13 protein-coding genes and 5 tRNA genes are annotated in these 15,998 nt (G+C 61.3%); 15 read left to right on the forward strand and 3 right to left on the reverse strand.

Annotated elements, in window-relative coordinates:
• Positions 1 to 193 precede the first annotated feature (193 nt).
• From alaS to mgtE, 8 genes are all read left to right on the forward strand, one after another.
• Positions 194 to 2,818 (forward strand): alanine--tRNA ligase, encoded by a 2,625-nt coding sequence (alaS, locus tag SJI00_RS01815; RefSeq protein WP_322460051.1) that lies wholly within the window; start codon positions 194 to 196, stop codon positions 2,816 to 2,818.
• 123 nt (positions 2,819 to 2,941) lie between these two features.
• Positions 2,942 to 4,177 carry an aspartate kinase gene (locus SJI00_RS01820; protein WP_322460052.1) on the forward strand — a complete coding sequence of 412 codons (1,236 nt, stop codon included), beginning with the start codon at positions 2,942 to 2,944 and terminating at the stop codon, positions 4,175 to 4,177.
• A gap of 143 nt (positions 4,178 to 4,320) precedes the next feature.
• Positions 4,321 to 4,509 carry a carbon storage regulator CsrA gene (gene csrA, locus SJI00_RS01825; protein WP_028694590.1) on the forward strand — a complete coding sequence of 63 codons (189 nt, stop codon included), beginning with the start codon at positions 4,321 to 4,323 and terminating at the stop codon, positions 4,507 to 4,509.
• A gap of 72 nt (positions 4,510 to 4,581) precedes the next feature.
• Positions 4,582 to 4,672, forward strand: a tRNA-Ser gene (locus SJI00_RS01830).
• A gap of 108 nt (positions 4,673 to 4,780) precedes the next feature.
• Positions 4,781 to 4,857 (forward strand) — tRNA-Arg (locus SJI00_RS01835).
• A 71-nt stretch (positions 4,858 to 4,928) separates the two neighbouring features.
• A tRNA-Arg gene (locus tag SJI00_RS01840) sits at positions 4,929 to 5,005 on the forward strand.
• A 73-nt stretch (positions 5,006 to 5,078) separates the two neighbouring features.
• A tRNA-Arg gene (locus SJI00_RS01845) sits at positions 5,079 to 5,155 on the forward strand.
• 344 nt (positions 5,156 to 5,499) lie between these two features.
• Positions 5,500 to 6,942, forward strand: coding sequence for a magnesium transporter (gene mgtE / locus SJI00_RS01850; protein ID WP_322460053.1), 1,443 nt, complete (start codon positions 5,500 to 5,502; stop codon positions 6,940 to 6,942).
• A gap of 65 nt (positions 6,943 to 7,007) precedes the next feature.
• On the opposite strand, the gene SJI00_RS01855 is transcribed toward mgtE, so the two are convergent.
• Entirely contained in the window at positions 7,008 to 7,334 is a 327-nt protein-coding gene (locus SJI00_RS01855) for an Arc family DNA-binding protein (protein WP_322460054.1), read from the reverse strand.
• Positions 7,335 to 7,676: 342 nt separating this feature from the next.
• Here SJI00_RS01855 and phnN point away from each other — a divergent pair, with 342 nt between their 5' ends.
• From phnN to SJI00_RS01870, 3 genes are all read left to right on the forward strand, one after another.
• On the forward strand, positions 7,677 to 8,285 hold the full coding sequence (gene phnN, locus SJI00_RS01860) for a phosphonate metabolism protein/1,5-bisphosphokinase (PRPP-forming) PhnN (RefSeq protein ID WP_322460055.1): 609 nt from the start codon (positions 7,677 to 7,679) through the stop codon (positions 8,283 to 8,285).
• A 105-nt stretch (positions 8,286 to 8,390) separates the two neighbouring features.
• Positions 8,391 to 8,467, forward strand: a tRNA-Arg gene (locus SJI00_RS01865).
• A gap of 266 nt (positions 8,468 to 8,733) precedes the next feature.
• Entirely contained in the window at positions 8,734 to 9,264 is a 531-nt protein-coding gene (locus SJI00_RS01870) for a hypothetical protein (protein WP_322460056.1), read from the forward strand.
• A gap of 58 nt (positions 9,265 to 9,322) precedes the next feature.
• On the opposite strand, the gene SJI00_RS01875 is transcribed toward SJI00_RS01870, so the two are convergent.
• On the reverse strand, positions 9,323 to 10,015 hold the full coding sequence (locus SJI00_RS01875) for a DUF421 domain-containing protein (protein WP_322460452.1): 693 nt from the start codon (positions 10,013 to 10,015) through the stop codon (positions 9,323 to 9,325).
• A gap of 434 nt (positions 10,016 to 10,449) precedes the next feature.
• On the opposite strand from SJI00_RS01875, the gene SJI00_RS01880 reads away from it, so the two are divergent.
• From SJI00_RS01880 to SJI00_RS01895, 4 genes are all read left to right on the forward strand, one after another.
• Entirely contained in the window at positions 10,450 to 11,331 is an 882-nt protein-coding gene (locus tag SJI00_RS01880) for a manganese catalase family protein (protein WP_322460057.1), read from the forward strand.
• Between the two features lie 214 nt (positions 11,332 to 11,545).
• Entirely contained in the window at positions 11,546 to 12,043 is a 498-nt protein-coding gene (locus SJI00_RS01885; protein ID WP_322460058.1) for a YciE/YciF ferroxidase family protein, read from the forward strand.
• 414 nt (positions 12,044 to 12,457) lie between these two features.
• Entirely contained in the window at positions 12,458 to 13,639 is a 1,182-nt protein-coding gene (locus tag SJI00_RS01890; RefSeq protein WP_322460059.1) for an MFS transporter, read from the forward strand.
• A 434-nt stretch (positions 13,640 to 14,073) separates the two neighbouring features.
• Complete coding sequence (locus SJI00_RS01895) at positions 14,074 to 15,081, forward strand: bile acid:sodium symporter family protein (protein ID WP_322460060.1); 1,008 nt, start codon at positions 14,074 to 14,076, stop codon at positions 15,079 to 15,081.
• 11 nt (positions 15,082 to 15,092) lie between these two features.
• Here the strand turns inward: SJI00_RS01895 and SJI00_RS01900 are convergent, their stop codons facing one another.
• On the reverse strand, positions 15,093 to 15,800 hold the full coding sequence (locus tag SJI00_RS01900; RefSeq protein ID WP_322460061.1) for a GNAT family N-acetyltransferase: 708 nt from the start codon (positions 15,798 to 15,800) through the stop codon (positions 15,093 to 15,095).
• Positions 15,801 to 15,998: the final 198 nt, after the last annotated feature.

Consider the following 15,998-nt stretch of genomic DNA (forward strand, 5'->3'; position numbering starts at 1 on the left):
AGTGGCGAGACGGTGCCTTTAGCATCCGGGCATGTCGTTTTGTCTGCATCCACTTCTAAAGCCGTGCCTGCGACGCCTCCTAACGCATAAAACACACTGCACCGAGCTTGCAGGACCGATATAATGCGGCCCTTTGCCGTCGTTTCGTCGACGCGTTTGCCCCCAAGGGGCCGCCGTTTCCGTGGAAGAACCTATGAAAAGCGCAGAAATCCGTGAAGCCTTCCTTCGCTTCTTCGAAGAGCAGGGCCATACCCGAGTTGCCTCCAGCTCGTTGATCCCGGGCAACGACCCGACCTTGCTGTTCACCAACGCCGGCATGAACCAGTTCAAGGATTGCTTCCTCGGCCAGGAAAAACGCGCCTACACCCGTGCGGTCAGCAGCCAGAAGTGCGTTCGCGCCGGCGGCAAGCACAACGACCTGGAAAACGTCGGTTACACCGCGCGTCACCACACCTTCTTCGAGATGCTCGGCAACTTCAGCTTCGGTGATTATTTCAAGCGCGACGCGATCACCTACGCCTGGACCTTCCTGACCTCGGAAAAATGGCTGAACCTGCCCAAGGAAAAACTCTGGGTCACCGTTTACGCCACTGACGACGAAGCCTATGACATCTGGACCAAAGACGTCGGCGTACCCGCCGAGCGCATGGTCCGCATCGGTGACAACAAGGGCGCCCCGTACGCCTCCGACAACTTCTGGACCATGGGCGATACCGGCCCCTGCGGCCCGTGCACCGAGATCTTCTACGACCACGGTGCCGACATCTGGGGCGGCCCACCCGGCTCGCCGGAAGAAGACGGCGACCGCTACATCGAGATCTGGAACAACGTCTTCATGCAGTTCAACCGCACCGCCGACGGCGTGCTGCACCCGCTGCCTGCGCCGTCGGTAGACACCGGCATGGGCCTGGAGCGGATCAGCGCCGTACTCCAGCACGTGCACTCGAACTACGAGATCGACCTGTTCCACAGCCTGCTGGCCGCCTCGGCCAAGGCCATCGGCTGCAGCAATGACGCCCAGGCGTCTCTGAAAGTGGTCGCTGACCACATCCGTTCCTGCGGCTTCCTCATCGCCGACGGCGTGCTGCCGTCCAACGAAGGCCGCGGCTACGTGCTGCGCCGGATCATTCGTCGCGCCTGCCGCCACGGCAACAAGCTCGGCGCCACCGGCAGCTTCTTCTACCAGATCGTTGCCGCGCTGGTGGCCGAGATGGGCGAGGCCTTCGTCGAGTTGAAAAACCAGCAGGCGCACATCGAGCGCGTGCTCAAGGCTGAAGAAGAACAGTTCGCCAAGACCCTCGAACAAGGGCTGCGCATCCTCGAGCAGGACCTGGCCCAGCTCGACGGCAAGGTCGTCCCCGGTGACGTGGTGTTCAAGCTGTACGACACCTACGGCTTCCCCATGGACCTCACCGCCGATATCGCCCGCGAGCGCGAGCTGACCATCGATGAGGCCGGCTTCGAGCGTGAAATGGACGCCCAGCGCGAGCGCGCGCGTTCGGCCAGCGCCTTCGGCATGGACTACAACAGCTTGGTCAAGGTCGACGTCGCTACCGAGTTCCTCGGCTACGGCGCCACCGAAGGCGAGGCCAAGGTCGTGGCCCTGTACCGTGATGGCATGGTGGTCGAGCAGTTGAGCGAAGGCCACGAAGGCGTGGTGATTCTGGATCGCACGCCGTTCTACGGCGAGTCCGGCGGCCAGGTCGGCGACGTCGGGGTGATTGAAATCGACGGCGCGCGCTTCGAGGTGCAAGACACCACCAAGACCGCCGGTGCCTTCCTGCACCATGGCGTGATGAGCGCCGGTTCACTCCAGCGCGGCGCCCAGGTGCAGGCGCGGGTCGAGGCCGAGGTGCAGCAGGCGACGTCGCTCAACCACTCCGCCACTCACTTGCTGCACGAAGCGCTGCGCCAGGTGCTTGGCGAGCACGTCCAACAGAAAGGCTCGCTGGTCGACAGCCAGCGCCTGCGCTTTGACTTCAGCCATTTCGAGGCGGTCAAGCCAGAGCAGCTCAAGCAGCTCGAAGCGATCGTCAACCGCGAAATCCGTCGCAACAGCGAAGTGCTGACCGAAGAAACCGACATCGAGACCGCCAAGCGCAAAGGCGCCATGGCGCTGTTTGGCGAAAAATATGGCGATACCGTGCGCGTGCTGAGCATGGGCGGCGATTTCTCGGTGGAGCTGTGCGGGGGTATTCACGCCAAGCGCACTGGCGACATCAGCGTATTCAAGATCATCAGTGAAGGCGGTGTGGCCTCGGGCGTACGCCGTATCGAAGCGGTCACCGGTGCCGCGGCGCTGGCTTACCTGAACGCTGCCGAAGAGCAGGTCAAGGAAGTCGCGCAACTGGTCAAGGGTAACCGCGAAAATGTCATCGACAAGCTGTCGGCGGTGCTCGAGCGCAACCGTCAGCTGGAAAAACAACTGGAGCAATTGCAGGCCAAGGCCGCCAGCGCCGCCGGGGATGATCTCTCCAATGCGGCCGTGGAGGTCAAAGGCGCCAAGGTGCTCGCCGCCCGCCTGGATGGGCAGGATGGCAAGGCACTGCTGGCGCTGGTCGATCAGTTGAAGAACAAGCTCGGCCACGCAGTGATCCTGCTGGGCAGCGAGCACGAGGGCCGGGTCGTGCTGGTAGCCGGCGTGACCAAGGACCTCTCCAGCCAACTCAAGGCTGGTGACCTGATGAAGCAAGCTGCCGCAGCCGTCGGCGGCAAAGGCGGGGGTCGCCCGGACATGGCCCAGGGTGGTGGCGTCGATGTCGCCGCGCTGGACACTGCCCTGGCCCTGGCGGTGCCCTTCGCCGAGCAGGGACTTTGAGATGCCGCGGCCGCTGAGTCGGTCACGAGCCTTGCCCGCAGGGGCAGGTGCTCGGCAACCGCTCCAGCGGCCACGGCATGATGGATTGTTTATTGGGGCCCTTGGGGCTGAGGCACCTTTGAAATGGCGTTGATCGTACAGAAATTTGGCGGTACCTCTGTCGGTTCCATCGAGCGGATCGAGCAGGTTGCCGACAAGGTCAAGAAATTCCGCGAGGCAGGTGATGACCTGGTGGTCGTGCTGTCGGCTATGAGCGGCGAAACCAATCGCCTGATCGACCTGGCCAAGCAGATTGACGAGAAGCCTGATCCACGCGAGCTGGATGTGATCGTGTCGACCGGCGAGCAGGTGACCATCGCGCTTTTGGTCATGGCCTTGCTCAAGCGCGGCGTGCCGGCGGTGTCCTACACCGGTAACCAGGTGCGCATCCTTACCGATAACGCGCACAACAAGGCGCGCATCCTGCAGATCGACGACCAGAAGATTCGCGCTGACCTGCAGGCTGGACGCGTGGTGGTGGTTGCAGGTTTCCAGGGTGTGGACGAGCACGGCAACATCACCACCCTGGGCCGTGGCGGCTCGGACACCACCGGCGTGGCCCTGGCCGCGGCGCTGAAGGCCGAGGAATGCCAGATCTACACCGATGTCGACGGTGTCTACACCACCGACCCACGGGTGGTGCCCCAGGCCCAGCGCCTGGAAAAGATCACCTTCGAGGAAATGCTGGAAATGGCCAGCCTCGGTTCCAAGGTGTTGCAGATCCGCTCGGTGGAGTTCGCCGGCAAGTACAACGTCCCGCTGCGCGTGCTGCACAGCTTCAAGGAGGGTCCGGGTACCCTCATCACCATCGATGAAGAGGAATCCATGGAACAGCCGATCATTTCCGGTATCGCGTTCAATCGCGACGAGGCCAAGCTGACCATTCGCGGTGTGCCGGATACGCCCGGCGTGGCCTTCAAGATCCTCGGCCCGATCAGCGCCTCGAACATCGAAGTGGACATGATCGTGCAGAACGTGGCGCACGATAACACCACCGATTTCACCTTCACCGTGCACCGCAACGAGTACGAGAAGGCCTTGAGCGTGCTCGAGAACACCGCCCGTGAAATCGGCGCGCGCGAAGTGATTGGCGATATCAAGATTGCCAAAGTCTCGATCGTCGGTGTCGGCATGCGCTCGCACGCGGGTGTTGCCAGTCGCATGTTCGAGTCGCTGGCCAAGGAAACCATCAATATCCAGATGATCTCCACATCCGAAATCAAGGTGTCGGTGGTCATCGAAGAGAAGTACCTGGAGCTGGCCGTGCGCGCGTTGCATACCGCGTTCGAGCTGGACGCGCCTGCGCGCCAGGGCGAGTAACACGCTGCAGGGAAGGGCGCGGCTTGCCGCGCCCTTTCGCGTTTCTGGCAGTTGCGCGGGCTCCTGTCCTTGCGCGCGCAATTGTTGAGGGCCAAGCCCTAAAAAGACTGTTATCCCTGATGAATTGTTTGAGGAGAAAAACCATGTTGATTCTGACTCGTCGGTGCGCCGAGAGCCTGATCATCGGCGACGGTGAAATCACCGTCACGGTCCTGGGTGTCAAAGGCAACCAGGTGCGTATTGGCGTCAGCGCCCCGAAAGAGGTGGCTGTACACCGCGAAGAAATCTACCTGCGGATCAAGAAAGAGAAGGACGACGAACCAAGCCTTTAATTTTTATCGGTTTTTTTTAGAAAAAAGGTTTGCAAACGGGGAGGGGTCTGGTTAATATACGCCCCGTGTTGCGGTGAGGTGGCCGAGTGGCCGAAGGCGCTCCCCTGCTAAGGGAGTATACCTCACAAGGGTATCGGGGGTTCGAATCCCCCCCTCACCGCCATTATTTCGCGAGATAGGTTGTACATCTCACAAGCTGTTAAGTCGTTGAATTTAAACGAAAAATAACTTGGAAAATGATTTTATCAACCTATAATGCGCAGCAAGACACGGACCCATAGCTCAGCTGGATAGAGTACTCGGCTACGAACCGAGCGGTCAGAGGTTCGAATCCTCTTGGGTCCGCCACTTTTGAAGTGGCTTTGAACATCAAGGCAGCTTCATCAACCCGTGGTAATGGGTCTAAAACTACCATCGACGGACCCATAGCTCAGCTGGATAGAGTACTCGGCTACGAACCGAGCGGTCAGAGGTTCGAATCCTCTTGGGTCCGCCACTTTTTGAAGTGGCTTTGAACGTCAAGGCAGCTTCATCAACCCGCGGTAACGGGTCTAAAAACTACCAATCACGGACCCATAGCTCAGCTGGATAGAGTACTCGGCTACGAACCGAGCGGTCAGAGGTTCGAATCCTCTTGGGTCCGCCATATTCAAGAAGCCCGCTTATCAAAGCGGGCTTTTTGCTGTCTGCGGTTCACCTGTCTGTCGTACTTCTCCCTTATCCTCGATCAATCGCCCTGTGCGTCGCCACGGGTGCGCACGTAACGCCTTGAGCGTTGTCATAGCCTCATCGCGGCCACGTTCACCGTGGACAAAAATTTAAGCGAACCAACCGCTTGGGCAGTGTATGATTGCGCCCGTCAGCCCCGCCGGGGCTTGTGGAATACCACCATGGACTTACCCAGTAGTTACTCATCCCTACGTTTCATCAAGTCTGATCTGACCGATTGATTCCCCCGGCGTGCTCCGCTGCTGGGAGTGGAGTTCGCCTATGACCGAAATCGAAGTAAAGAAAAGCCAGGACAGTCTGCAAGACCGTCTCGCTCAGGTAATCGAGCTGCTGCAGCGCCAGCGTGTCGTCGAAGACCTGACCCATCGCCAGGAAGGTCAGCACCACGACCTGGTCGAAAATCTCGTTCACCGCCAGAACCTCGTCGAGCTGCAACGCAAGCTCGATGACCTGCACCCCGCTGACATCGCCTACATCCTCGAAGCCTTGCCCCTGGAAGACCGTCTTTCGGTCTGGCAGCTGGTGCGCTCGGATCGCGATGGCGACATCCTCCTTGAAGTGTCCGACGCCGTTCGTCAAACGCTCATCGCCGACATGGATGACCATGAGCTGCTGGCGGCTGCCAAGGAAATGGACGCCGACGAGCTGGCAGACCTGGCACCCGAGCTGCCGCGCGACGTCGTCCATGAGCTGATGGAAACCCTCGATGCCCAGCAGCGTGAGCGTGTTCGCTCCGCGCTGAGCTATGACGAGGAGCAGATCGGTGCGCTGATGGACTTCGAGATGGTCACCATCCGCGAAGACGTCAGCCTGGAAGTGGTGTTGCGCTACCTGCGCCGTCTGAAGGAGCTGCCCAACCACACAGACAAGCTGTTCGTGGTGGACAACGGCGGCATCCTCAAGGGCGTACTGCCGATCAAGCGTCTGCTGGTCAATGACCCGGACAGAAAGGTCGCGGAGGTCATGGCCACTGACCCCGTCAGTTTCCGCCCCGAGGAAGATGGCTATGACGCCGCTCAGGCGTTCGAGCGTTACGACCTGGTGTCGGCGCCCGTGGTGGACAAGAGCGACCGTCTGATCGGCCGTCTGACCATCGACGAAATGGTCGACCTGATCCGTGAAGAAAGCGAATCCGAAGTGCTCAACATGGCCGGTTTGCGCGAAGAAGAAGACATCTTCGCCTCGGTCTGGCGCTCGCTGCGCAACCGCTGGGCATGGCTGGCAATCAACCTGATCACCGCGTTCCTGGCCTCGCGGGTGATCGGTCTGTTCGAAGGCTCGATCGAGAAGCTGGTCGCCCTGGCGGCACTGATGCCCATCGTGGCAGGAATCGGCGGCAACTCGGGCAACCAGACCATCACCATGATCGTGCGTGCCATGGCGCTCGACCAGGTCAGCCCGGGTAACACCATGCGCCTGATGCGCAAGGAACTGGCGGTCGGTTTGATCAATGGCCTGGTGTGGGGCGGGGTGATCGGCGCTGTGGCCTTCTGGCTGTACGGCAGTTGGTCATTGGGCGTGGTGATGACTGCGGCGATGACCCTCAACCTGCTATTGGCGGCGCTGATGGGGGTATTGATTCCCATGACCCTGATGCGCATGGGGCGCGACCCCGCCATGGGCGCCAGCGTGATGATTACCGCCGTCACCGACAGTGGCGGCTTCTTCATCTTCCTGGGCCTTGCAACGCTGTTCCTGCTCTGAGGACTTGACCTCGGGCCACAAAAAAGCCAGCAGATGCTGGCTTTTTTATTGCGTGATGGGCCCGATCAGGAAGCGTCTGCGGCCATTTCAACGTCGTGAGCGATCAGTGCCACCAGCGCATTTTGCTGGCGGTGGGAGAGTTGGCGGAAGCGTTGCAGGAGTTCACGTTCATGCAGGCTCAATTCAGGGCTGTCGAGGCGCATGCTCAGATCGTCGCCCAAAGCACCTTCCTGAATGAGGCTCTGCTCCAGACGGGCGATGATTTCGGAGTTCATGCTGCGGTGGTGGTTACGCGCTACTTCGGCAATGCGCTCACGCATTCCGTCTGGCAGGCGGACGACGAATTTGTCAGCGGTGCGGCTTGAGTAAATAGCCTGTTTCAATGGGCGCATATAAATTGACCGGTTCTTCTGGTTCAGGGGGAGCGGTTCTCAGATTGCCCGCACGGTGAAGGTACGACCGTTATTGCTGCAAAATGTTCAACCACTGCGTGACGGGGGCTTATAGTGCCTCAGGGTCGCCGGTTCCTTGGCGTCAAATCTGTGACAAATAGTGAGCCGGGTAGAGGCTTTTTGCCAGCACTGATTATCAGAAATGAGTACTGGTTTGAAAAGTGAAACCCTTTTCACGCGCTTTAGGCTGAAAATAGGGTGCAACCAACATCGCGCATCTCATGGCAAAGTTTCGTGAAACGGCGCTGAACATGCCGATTTTATCTAGTGAGGATCTTCGCCATGCCCCATGCGCGCGCTGATCGTGCCTGCTCTCGCAACCGACTCATCTATCTGGTAGGGCCATCGGGTTCAGGCAAGGACTCGCTACTGGAGGCCGCCAGATCGGTACTGGCGGAGCAAGGGATCGAGATTGCGCGGCGCATCATCACCCGTTCCGCCGAGTCAGTGGGTGAAGATGCACTCGGTGTATCACCGGTGCAGTTCGAACAGCTGCGCAAGCAAGGGGCTTTTGCCATGAACTGGCAAGCCAATGGTCTGTGTTATGGCATTGCGTTGCAGATCGATACTTGGTTGCAGCAAGGCAAGTCGGTGCTGGTCAATGGCTCGCGGGGTTATCTGCACCAGGCACGCGCGCGCTACCCGGACCTGCTGGTGATCTGCCTTGAGGTGGCGCCGCAGGTGCTGCGGCAACGTCTGCTGGCTCGCGGGCGTGAGCCTATCGAAGAGATCGAGCAGCGACTGGCGCGCAATGCCCATCTATCGAATGCCCAGGCGGCAGGCATGAAGCACTTGGACAACTCCGGCGAGCTTGGAGCCACGCTGCGTCGATTGCTCACCTTGCTGCAGGAGGAGGGGCTCATTGCTCGTTGCCCAGACGCCTCCGCTTGATGCCAATGGCCTACGCTATGATTGCCCTATTCCTACATGACAAACCGCCGAACGCTGGTTAACATGCACGCCTTCTTTGCCGCCAGCATTCGCTGCGGTCTCAGGGTCTCAGTAGCTCAATTGGATAGAGCATCCCCCTCCTAAGGGGAAGGTTGCAGGTTCAAATCCTGCCTGGGACGCCATCTCGTCTACCTCCCAAACGCCTGCCACACAGACGCTTATCCTTGGTTGCGTGCTCACGTGCTTGGAGTGGGCAGTGCCCGAACGGGCTGCTCATGCCCGCAGCGCCCCGTGGGTGCAGCTGTGTCTCTCGAACTGAACGTACCGGTCGAGCCGCTCTCAAAACGCCTGTCAGCCTTCTGCACGATGCTCACTTTGCAGGCGAGGGTCGAGCGCATGCTCGCCCTGAGGGCTGGCCTTTCGGTGTCTCGTTCAAGGAGCAGCAACAGTGAAAATCGCATGCCTGGCGTGGGGGTCGTTGATCTGGAAACCCGGCGCGCTGCAGATCCACGGCCAGTGGCATGGCGACGGGCCTGAGGTACCCATCGAGTTTTCCCGTGTAGCCGATGGTGGTGAACTGTCTACCGCGATCTGTCTGGGCGCTGCGTGCGTGCAGGTGCTGTGGGGGCGGCTATCGACTGATTCGCTGGAGCAGGCCTGCGGGCAACTCGCACAACGCGAAGGCATACCCTCCGACCGTCTCGGCGGCGTCGGTACACTGCTGGTGCACGACGATGACGGTGCCCAGGGGCTCAATCGCTGGGCGCTCGACCACGACTTCGATGCCGTTATCTGGACCGCGCTGCCGCCACGCTACCTGAATATCGAAAGCCGTATCCCAACGGCCGCGCAGGCCATTGCCTACCTCGCTGATCTAGATCCCCCGGTTCGCGACCACGCGCGTGACTATATCCAGCAGGTGCCATCGCAGATCGCCACGGCCTACCGTCGGCTGTTCGCGAACACGCTGGGGTGGTGAGCCGCACTGGCGGGCCAGCGCTGGCTGCTCGCTGGCAGATGGGTATCGACAAGAAGGGCTAACGGCTGCGCAGCGTCTCCAGCGCCGGCGACCAGGTGTCATGGCCGCAACGCTCGCAGAGCACTGAATCCTGAGCTTCATGGTGGGTCGCAAACCCGCAACTGACGCAGCTGTATTGCCCCGCAGTGGGCGGCGAGGTGAACTCGCAACGGTGTTCACCTGGCAAGACCGACAAACCGGGGCGTGTCTCTTCAGGCCCGTAGAAATACAAGCTCAGGTCGCCGTCTGTTTCCAACAGTCCCAAACGAACCTGGCCGAGGTGCTCGACGCCCTGTTGCCGCAGTTCCATGAACAGCTCATTGGATGAAATGTTCAGATTGCGCAGGGAATGGATTTCATACATGCCGTCCTTGACCACGGTGATGGGAAGCCCATCGATCCGGGCCTCCCAGGCTTTGCTGTGCTTCATGGCATAGATGGTGCCGCGGTACAGCAATAGCAGCGTCACGAATACCAACAACACAGGCAGGATGGGCACATCCTCGTAAAACGTCACATCGCCCGCCGCAGAGCCCAGCGTGAGAATGACCACCAGCTCGAAGCGCGACAGCTGCTTGATGCCGCGCCGGCCGCTGAATTTCAGAAAACAGAACACTGCGACAAATGCCACCACCACTCTGCACGGCACTTCCCAAAGAAAGCTCAGTGGCATTTCACCCAGCAGCATTCTTTGCGCATCAAACGTGACCATTGTTTTATCCCGTGGGCAATCGGTGTCCGGATCGCTGATTGACCCATACGCCTGAGGCGAGTTCAGCGATTGATGCAAGGTACTAGGGCTCTGGTTGAAGGCGTTGGAGTGCGCGGTCACACCGGACAACAGCGAGGTAGCCGGCGGCACACCGGATCGAGACCGCGCACGGTTTGCATGGCGTGGCATCAGCCTGTGGACGTTGGCAGGCGCTGCAGCGCGTCGGCAACTCAGCCCAGGACTCGCTCGCAGGCGGTACTCCAGGCATTAGCGGCCCTTTATTTATCAGCCGTTTATCAGTGCGTGCGGATTGTTCTCCATCCGTCCGGTCAGGCCGAATGCGGTTTAACTATTGGCAACCTGCCTCACTCCCAACTATTGGGCGGCGCTAATACATTCATATTCTGGCGTTTGCCCAACCGTGAGGGAACACCATGTTCATTCACAACAAACGTCTGCAATACACCGTCCGAGTTGCCCAACCTAATCCTGGCCTGGCCAATCTGCTGCTAGAGCAGTTCGGCGGTGCGCAAGGTGAATTGGCGGCGGCGGGTCGTTATTTCACGCAGGCCCTGGCCGAAGATGACCCTGGCCGCAAAGACTTGCTGATGGACATCGCCACCGAGGAACTGAGCCATCTGGAGATCGTCGGTTCGATCATCGTGATGCTCAATAAGGGCGCCAAGGGTCGCCTTGCCGAAGGCGTGGAGGAGGAGGGCGCGCTCTACCGCTCCATCAACGGTGCCGGCAATGACTCGCACATCACCAGCATTCTCTACGGTGCAGGCGCACCGCTGACCAACTCGGCAGGCGTGCCGTGGAGTGCCGCTTACATCGACACCATCGGTGAGCCGACGGCTGATTTTCGCTCCAACATCGCCGCTGAGGCGCGGGCGAAGATTGTCTACGAGCGGCTGATGAACGTGACCGACGACCCCAGCGTCAAGGAGGCCCTGGGCTTTTTGATGACCCGTGAAATCGCTCACCAGTTGTCTTTTGAAAAGGCGCTGCATGCGATCCAGCCCAACTTCCCCCAAGGCAAGCTTGCGGGAATGCCTGGGTTCACCAACAAATATTTCAACATGTCCGGCGAGCCCAATGTGCGTGGCCCATGGAATGAAGGTGAGGAGTGGGAGTACGTCGAGACCCCTTCGCCCGCCGTCGATGGGGGTGACGGTAGCGCGTCGGTGAACTTGCCCGATGCCGACTTCACAGCTTTGCAAGCGATGAAGTCACGCACGATGTCCAACCCCGCCAGCGACCCTATTACAGGCGCCGACCTGGGCTCTGGCTTGGCCAACGCGCCGGACAAATAAGGTGCGGTGACCGTTCGCTGATCCTCGGACACGCAGCGACAACCCCTCAGTGATCCACGGGATGAACAGGGCGCTGTTGGTCCGCGATCGGCGCCCGGAGAAGCAGACCGAGGCGCACCTGCCAGCACACCGTTTCTGCCGTTTCAAGTCGGGCTTGAGGGCTTTTGAGCAAGCCTTGCAACGGCACACTTTTTCGTACCCAGGAGAAATGACGATGGCCCGTAAAACCGTTGAAGACCTGTTCATCCATGAACTGTCGGACGTTTACAGCGCTGAGAAGCAGATCGCCAAAGCGCTTCCCCGCTTGGCCAGGGCAGCAACCAACCCGTTGTTGGCCGAAGCGTTCAGATCCCACTTGGAAGAAACCCACGCACAGATAGAGCGCATCGATCAACTGGTGGACGCCGAAGGCCTCAAGCTCAAACGCATGAAGTGCGTGGCCATGGAAGGCCTGGTGGAAGAGAGCAAAGAGTTGTTGGAGGAAATCGAAAAAGGCGCAGTGCTGGATGCGGGGCTGATCGGCGCCAGTCAGAAGGTCGAGCATTACGAGATCGCCAGTTATGGCACGTTGATCGCGATGGCCAAGACGTTGGGCCTGAAAACGGCTGCCAAGCTACTGGCTGAAACCCTGCAAGAAGAAAAGGCCGCTGATGAGACGTTGTCGGCCATCGCCCAGCAAGGCGGTAATCAGGCCGCTACGCTCGAGAAGTGAGCATCGATGCCCAGCATGCTGCGGGCTGGGCATCCAAGTTCCAAGGGTGGTGTGTAACGCCGTAGTGCGCCAAGCCAGGCCGCCTGGCCGCTGGGTTCGCGTACGCTTGGGGGTTCAAGCGCTTTCCAGTCGAGGGTTGGCGGTCTGCACGCGGGTCAGGCGCGGTGCCGCTGATCGATCGGCCATCGTGACCATCGGCCATCGTTACTGGACTGCCCGGTGTCCAGGCAGACCGCTACGTGACAGCCTGTCGCCCAGGCCTCGGCGCAGGGTCGAGGGTCATCTGCCAGACGCGGCCTTGCTTGCCCTGACTGCCCACCACAGCGTCAAGCTTGCGCACCTTTCATCCCAACCGATTTGACCATTCGGTCAAACCTGCCTAGGGTATGTGCCCCGTTTTTGCCTGAGACCGTCATGACTGACCGTGCTTCACTGCCTCCTGCCGTTTACCTCCTGGGGTTGACGATCTTTTCCTTGGTCACCGCTGAATTCATGGTGGCCGGCATCATGCCGGCGCTGGCAGCGGAGTTTTCCGTCAGCCTGGCCCAGGTCGGCAACCTGATCGCTTTCTACGCCTTAGGGATGGCCCTGGGCGGCCCTCCGGTCACGATGCTGTTGATCAGCCGCGGTGTGCGTAACAAGCATGCGCTGCTCGGCCTGCTGGCGGCGTATGTGCTGGCAGGCGTGCTGGGTGCGGTCGCCACGCAGTATGGCGTGCTGCTGTTCGCCAGGGTGCTGATGGGCGTTACCAGCTCGGCGTGCCTGGGCCTGTGCATGACCCTCTGCGCCAGCCTGGTGCCCGTGCACCAGCGCGGCCGTGCGATTGCCGTGGTGCTGGCGGGGCTGATGATGTCGCCGGTGGCCGGTGTGCCCATGATCAACCTGGTCGAGCACAGCGTTGGCTGGCGTGCCAGCGCGTGGGTGATCGTGGCGCTGTCGATGCTCTGCACCGTGCTGGTAGCCGCGTGCCTGAAACAAGACCCGGCCGATGCGCAGCCGGCGCTGTCGCGGCAATGGGCGGCGCTGCGCAACCCCAGTCTGTGGGGCGCCTACCTCACCAGTGGCTTGATCATTGGCGCGACGTTCGCCGGTTTCAGTTACATCACGCCGATCCTCATCGAGGAAGTCGGTGTGCTGCCCAGCCATGTGGCGCCGCTGCTGGCGCTGTATGGCGTGGCCAACCTGCTGGGCAACATGCTGGTAGGGCGTGTGGCCGACCGGCACACCTTTGCCGCGTTGGGTTGGGGGCTGGTGCTGCTGATGGCCGCGATGGCCGGTTTTGCGCTGGCCGGCGGGCAGGTGTGGTTGAACCTGATGTGTTTCCTGGCCATCGGCCTGACCGGTGTGGCGCTGAACCCGGCGATGGTGGCGCGGGTAATGAAAGCCGCCGAGCCGGGTGCGCTGGTCAATGCGTTGCACACCTCGGTGATCACGGCAGGTCTGGCGTTGGGCAGTTGGGCGGGCGGGCAGGCCATCGACGCCGGTTTCGGCCTGCGTTCACCCTTGTGGGTCGGCGCGGCGATGGCGGCTGTGGGGTTGCTCAGCCTGGTTCGCCCCTGGCTGGCGCCTGCGCCGATGGCCAAGCCGTGTGCGTGATGGCGCGGGGCAGCGAGACGTGTATGTGAACGGGCGCCAGACGAGGATCGCAGCACGCCATTGAGCGAGCGAACCACGCGCCCCTGCGCACTTAAGGCACCGCGGCACGGCACAGGTTGACCCGACCGCGCGCCTGAAGTGGCGGGCGATCGAGGTGATGCCTGGGCAGTGGGTCTGACGCCGCTGGCACCGGAGCCTGTGGGCCAGGCGGGCGTGTCACGTGCCTTGCGCTCAAGCGGGGGCTTGACCTTCCTGACACTCGAACCCGCTCTGGAACCCGGCGCCCAGCAGCACCTCGAGGCGCGCACAGACATTCGGTTACTTTCATCCGGAACAGCTGTCCGTGTATCGTCCCCTCTCGCGCTCAGGCCAATGGCCTGGGGGACTGCCCCGGCCCCGGCGCGCGTCACTCTGACAACAACAGGATCTTCTTCATGGCCCGCTCGCGTTTCCTGCCTGACAACTTCACCCTCATGCTGGTCGCCGTGGTCATTACCGCGACCCTGCTGCCCGCCCAAGGCCAGGTGGCGGTGGCGTTCGACTGGATCACCAACATCGCCATCGGCCTGTTGTTCTTCCTGCACGGTGCCAAGCTGTCGCGTGCGGCGATCCTGGCAGGTGCCGGGCACTGGCGCCTGCATGGGGTGGTGTTCCTCTGCACCTTCGTGCTGTTCCCCTTGCTCGGCCTGGGTTTGCGCCCGTTGCTGCTGCCGCTGGTGGGCAAGGACCTGTACATGGGCTTTCTCTACCTGTGCATGCTGCCGGCGACGGTGCAGTCGGCCATTGCCTTCACCTCGCTGGCGCGCGGTAACGTGCCGGCGGCCATCTGCAGCGCCGCCGCGTCGAGCTTGATCGGTATCTTCATCACGCCCTTGCTGGTGGCGCTGTTGATGGGCGTGCACGGCGACAGCGGCTCGACACTCGAAGCGATCCGCAAGATCAGCCTGCAACTGCTGGTGCCCTTCGTGGCCGGGCAGATCGCGCGGCGCTGGATCGGTGAGTGGGTTGGGCGCAACCGCAACTGGCTGAAAGTGGTCGACCAGGGCTCGATTCTGCTGGTGGTGTACTCGGCGTTCAGCGCGGCGGTGATCGGCGGCTTGTGGCAGCAAGTGCCGCCCCTGCTGCTCGGCTGGCTGGTGCTGGGCTGCTGCGTGCTGCTGGCGCTGTCGCTGGGCATCACGGCGCTGCTGGGGCGGGTGCTGGGCTTCAGTCTCGAAGACCGCATCACCATTTTGTTCTGCGGCTCGAAAAAGAGCCTGGCCACCGGGGTGCCCATGGCCCAGGTGCTGTTCGCTGGCAGCACCATCGGCCTGCTGATTCTGCCGCTGATGCTCTTCCACCAGATCCAGCTGATGGTCTGCGCGGCGTTGGCCCAGCGTTACGCGCGCCGGCCTGAAACACCCGCCTCAATGGCAGACGTGGCGGCCAAGGTCGCCAAGTAAGCCCTTGTCGGTCAACCAGCCCTGAACGCGCTCAGGGCCTGGCGCTGGCGATCCTGTTCATCGAAGTTGGCCGGGTCCAGCCAGGCCACGAAGGCGGCCTTCAGCGCGGGCCATTCGCTGTCGATGATTGCATACCACGCCGTGTCGCGGCTGCGGCCCTTGTACACCAGCGCCTGGCGGAAGGTGCCTTCATAGGTGAAGCCCAGACGGTCCGCTGCGCGCCGCGAGGGCGCGTTGAGGTCGTCGCACTTCCATTCGTAGCGCCGGTAGCCCAGTTCGTCGAAGGCATAGGCCATGAGCAGGTACTGCGCTTCGGTCGACAGCGCTGACTGCTTGAGCTTGGGCGAAAACGTCACGTGGCCCACTTCGATGACGCCATGGGTCGGGTCGATGCGCATCAGCGCCAGCGTGCCTACTGCTTTGCCCGACGCCTGATCGATCACCGCATAATGGCGTGGATCGGTGCTTTTTTCGGCGGCTTGGGCATAGGTCTTGTAATCGGCCGCTGACTGATGAGGGCCGACAGGCAGGTAGGTCCAGTCGCGACCGTCGCTGGCTGAAGCATAGGCCTCGTAGAGTTCAGCGGCGTGGCGCTCGGCGTTCAGCGGCTCCAATCGGCTATAGCGACCACTGAGGGTGACGGCGGCAGGTTGCGCACGCGCTGACCAGTCGCTCAGCGCCGCGCCAATGGGTTGGTCGTATTCGTTGGAGCGGGCCATGGTGATGATTCCTGGGCAAGTGGTGCTCGCACTGTAGCCGGTCAAACGCGGGGCGTAAGGTCCATTTCCCCGTGTTTACGAGGCGCCAATCGGCAGCACTGGAGAGGGCTGCACGCAAGGCATCCGCGCAAGGGCAATCCGATCGGATTTAGACTGAATCTTTCCCGCGCCAGACCGCTCCCATACCCATGAAATGAT

This window comes from Pseudomonas gebzensis, assembly GCF_034427815.1.
Lineage (GTDB): Bacteria > Pseudomonadota > Gammaproteobacteria > Pseudomonadales > Pseudomonadaceae > Aquipseudomonas.

Coding starts and splice junctions, on each gene's coding strand:
- alaS (WP_322460051.1), top strand. CDS start 194: ATGAAAAGCGCAGAAATCCGTGAAGCCTTCCTTCGCTTCTTCGAAGAG.
- SJI00_RS01820 (WP_322460052.1), top strand. CDS start 2,942: ATGGCGTTGATCGTACAGAAATTTGGCGGTACCTCTGTCGGTTCCATC.
- csrA (WP_028694590.1), top strand. CDS start 4,321: ATGTTGATTCTGACTCGTCGGTGCGCCGAGAGCCTGATCATCGGCGAC.
- mgtE (WP_322460053.1), top strand. CDS start 5,500: ATGACCGAAATCGAAGTAAAGAAAAGCCAGGACAGTCTGCAAGACCGT.
- SJI00_RS01855 (WP_322460054.1), bottom strand. CDS start 7,334: ATGCGCCCATTGAAACAGGCTATTTACTCAAGCCGCACCGCTGACAAA.
- phnN (WP_322460055.1), top strand. CDS start 7,677: ATGCCCCATGCGCGCGCTGATCGTGCCTGCTCTCGCAACCGACTCATC.
- SJI00_RS01875 (WP_322460452.1), bottom strand. CDS start 10,015: ATGGTCACGTTTGATGCGCAAAGAATGCTGCTGGGTGAAATGCCACTG.
- SJI00_RS01880 (WP_322460057.1), top strand. CDS start 10,450: ATGTTCATTCACAACAAACGTCTGCAATACACCGTCCGAGTTGCCCAA.
- SJI00_RS01885 (WP_322460058.1), top strand. CDS start 11,546: ATGGCCCGTAAAACCGTTGAAGACCTGTTCATCCATGAACTGTCGGAC.
- SJI00_RS01890 (WP_322460059.1), top strand. CDS start 12,458: ATGACTGACCGTGCTTCACTGCCTCCTGCCGTTTACCTCCTGGGGTTG.
- SJI00_RS01895 (WP_322460060.1), top strand. CDS start 14,074: ATGGCCCGCTCGCGTTTCCTGCCTGACAACTTCACCCTCATGCTGGTC.
- SJI00_RS01900 (WP_322460061.1), bottom strand. CDS start 15,800: ATGGCCCGCTCCAACGAATACGACCAACCCATTGGCGCGGCGCTGAGC.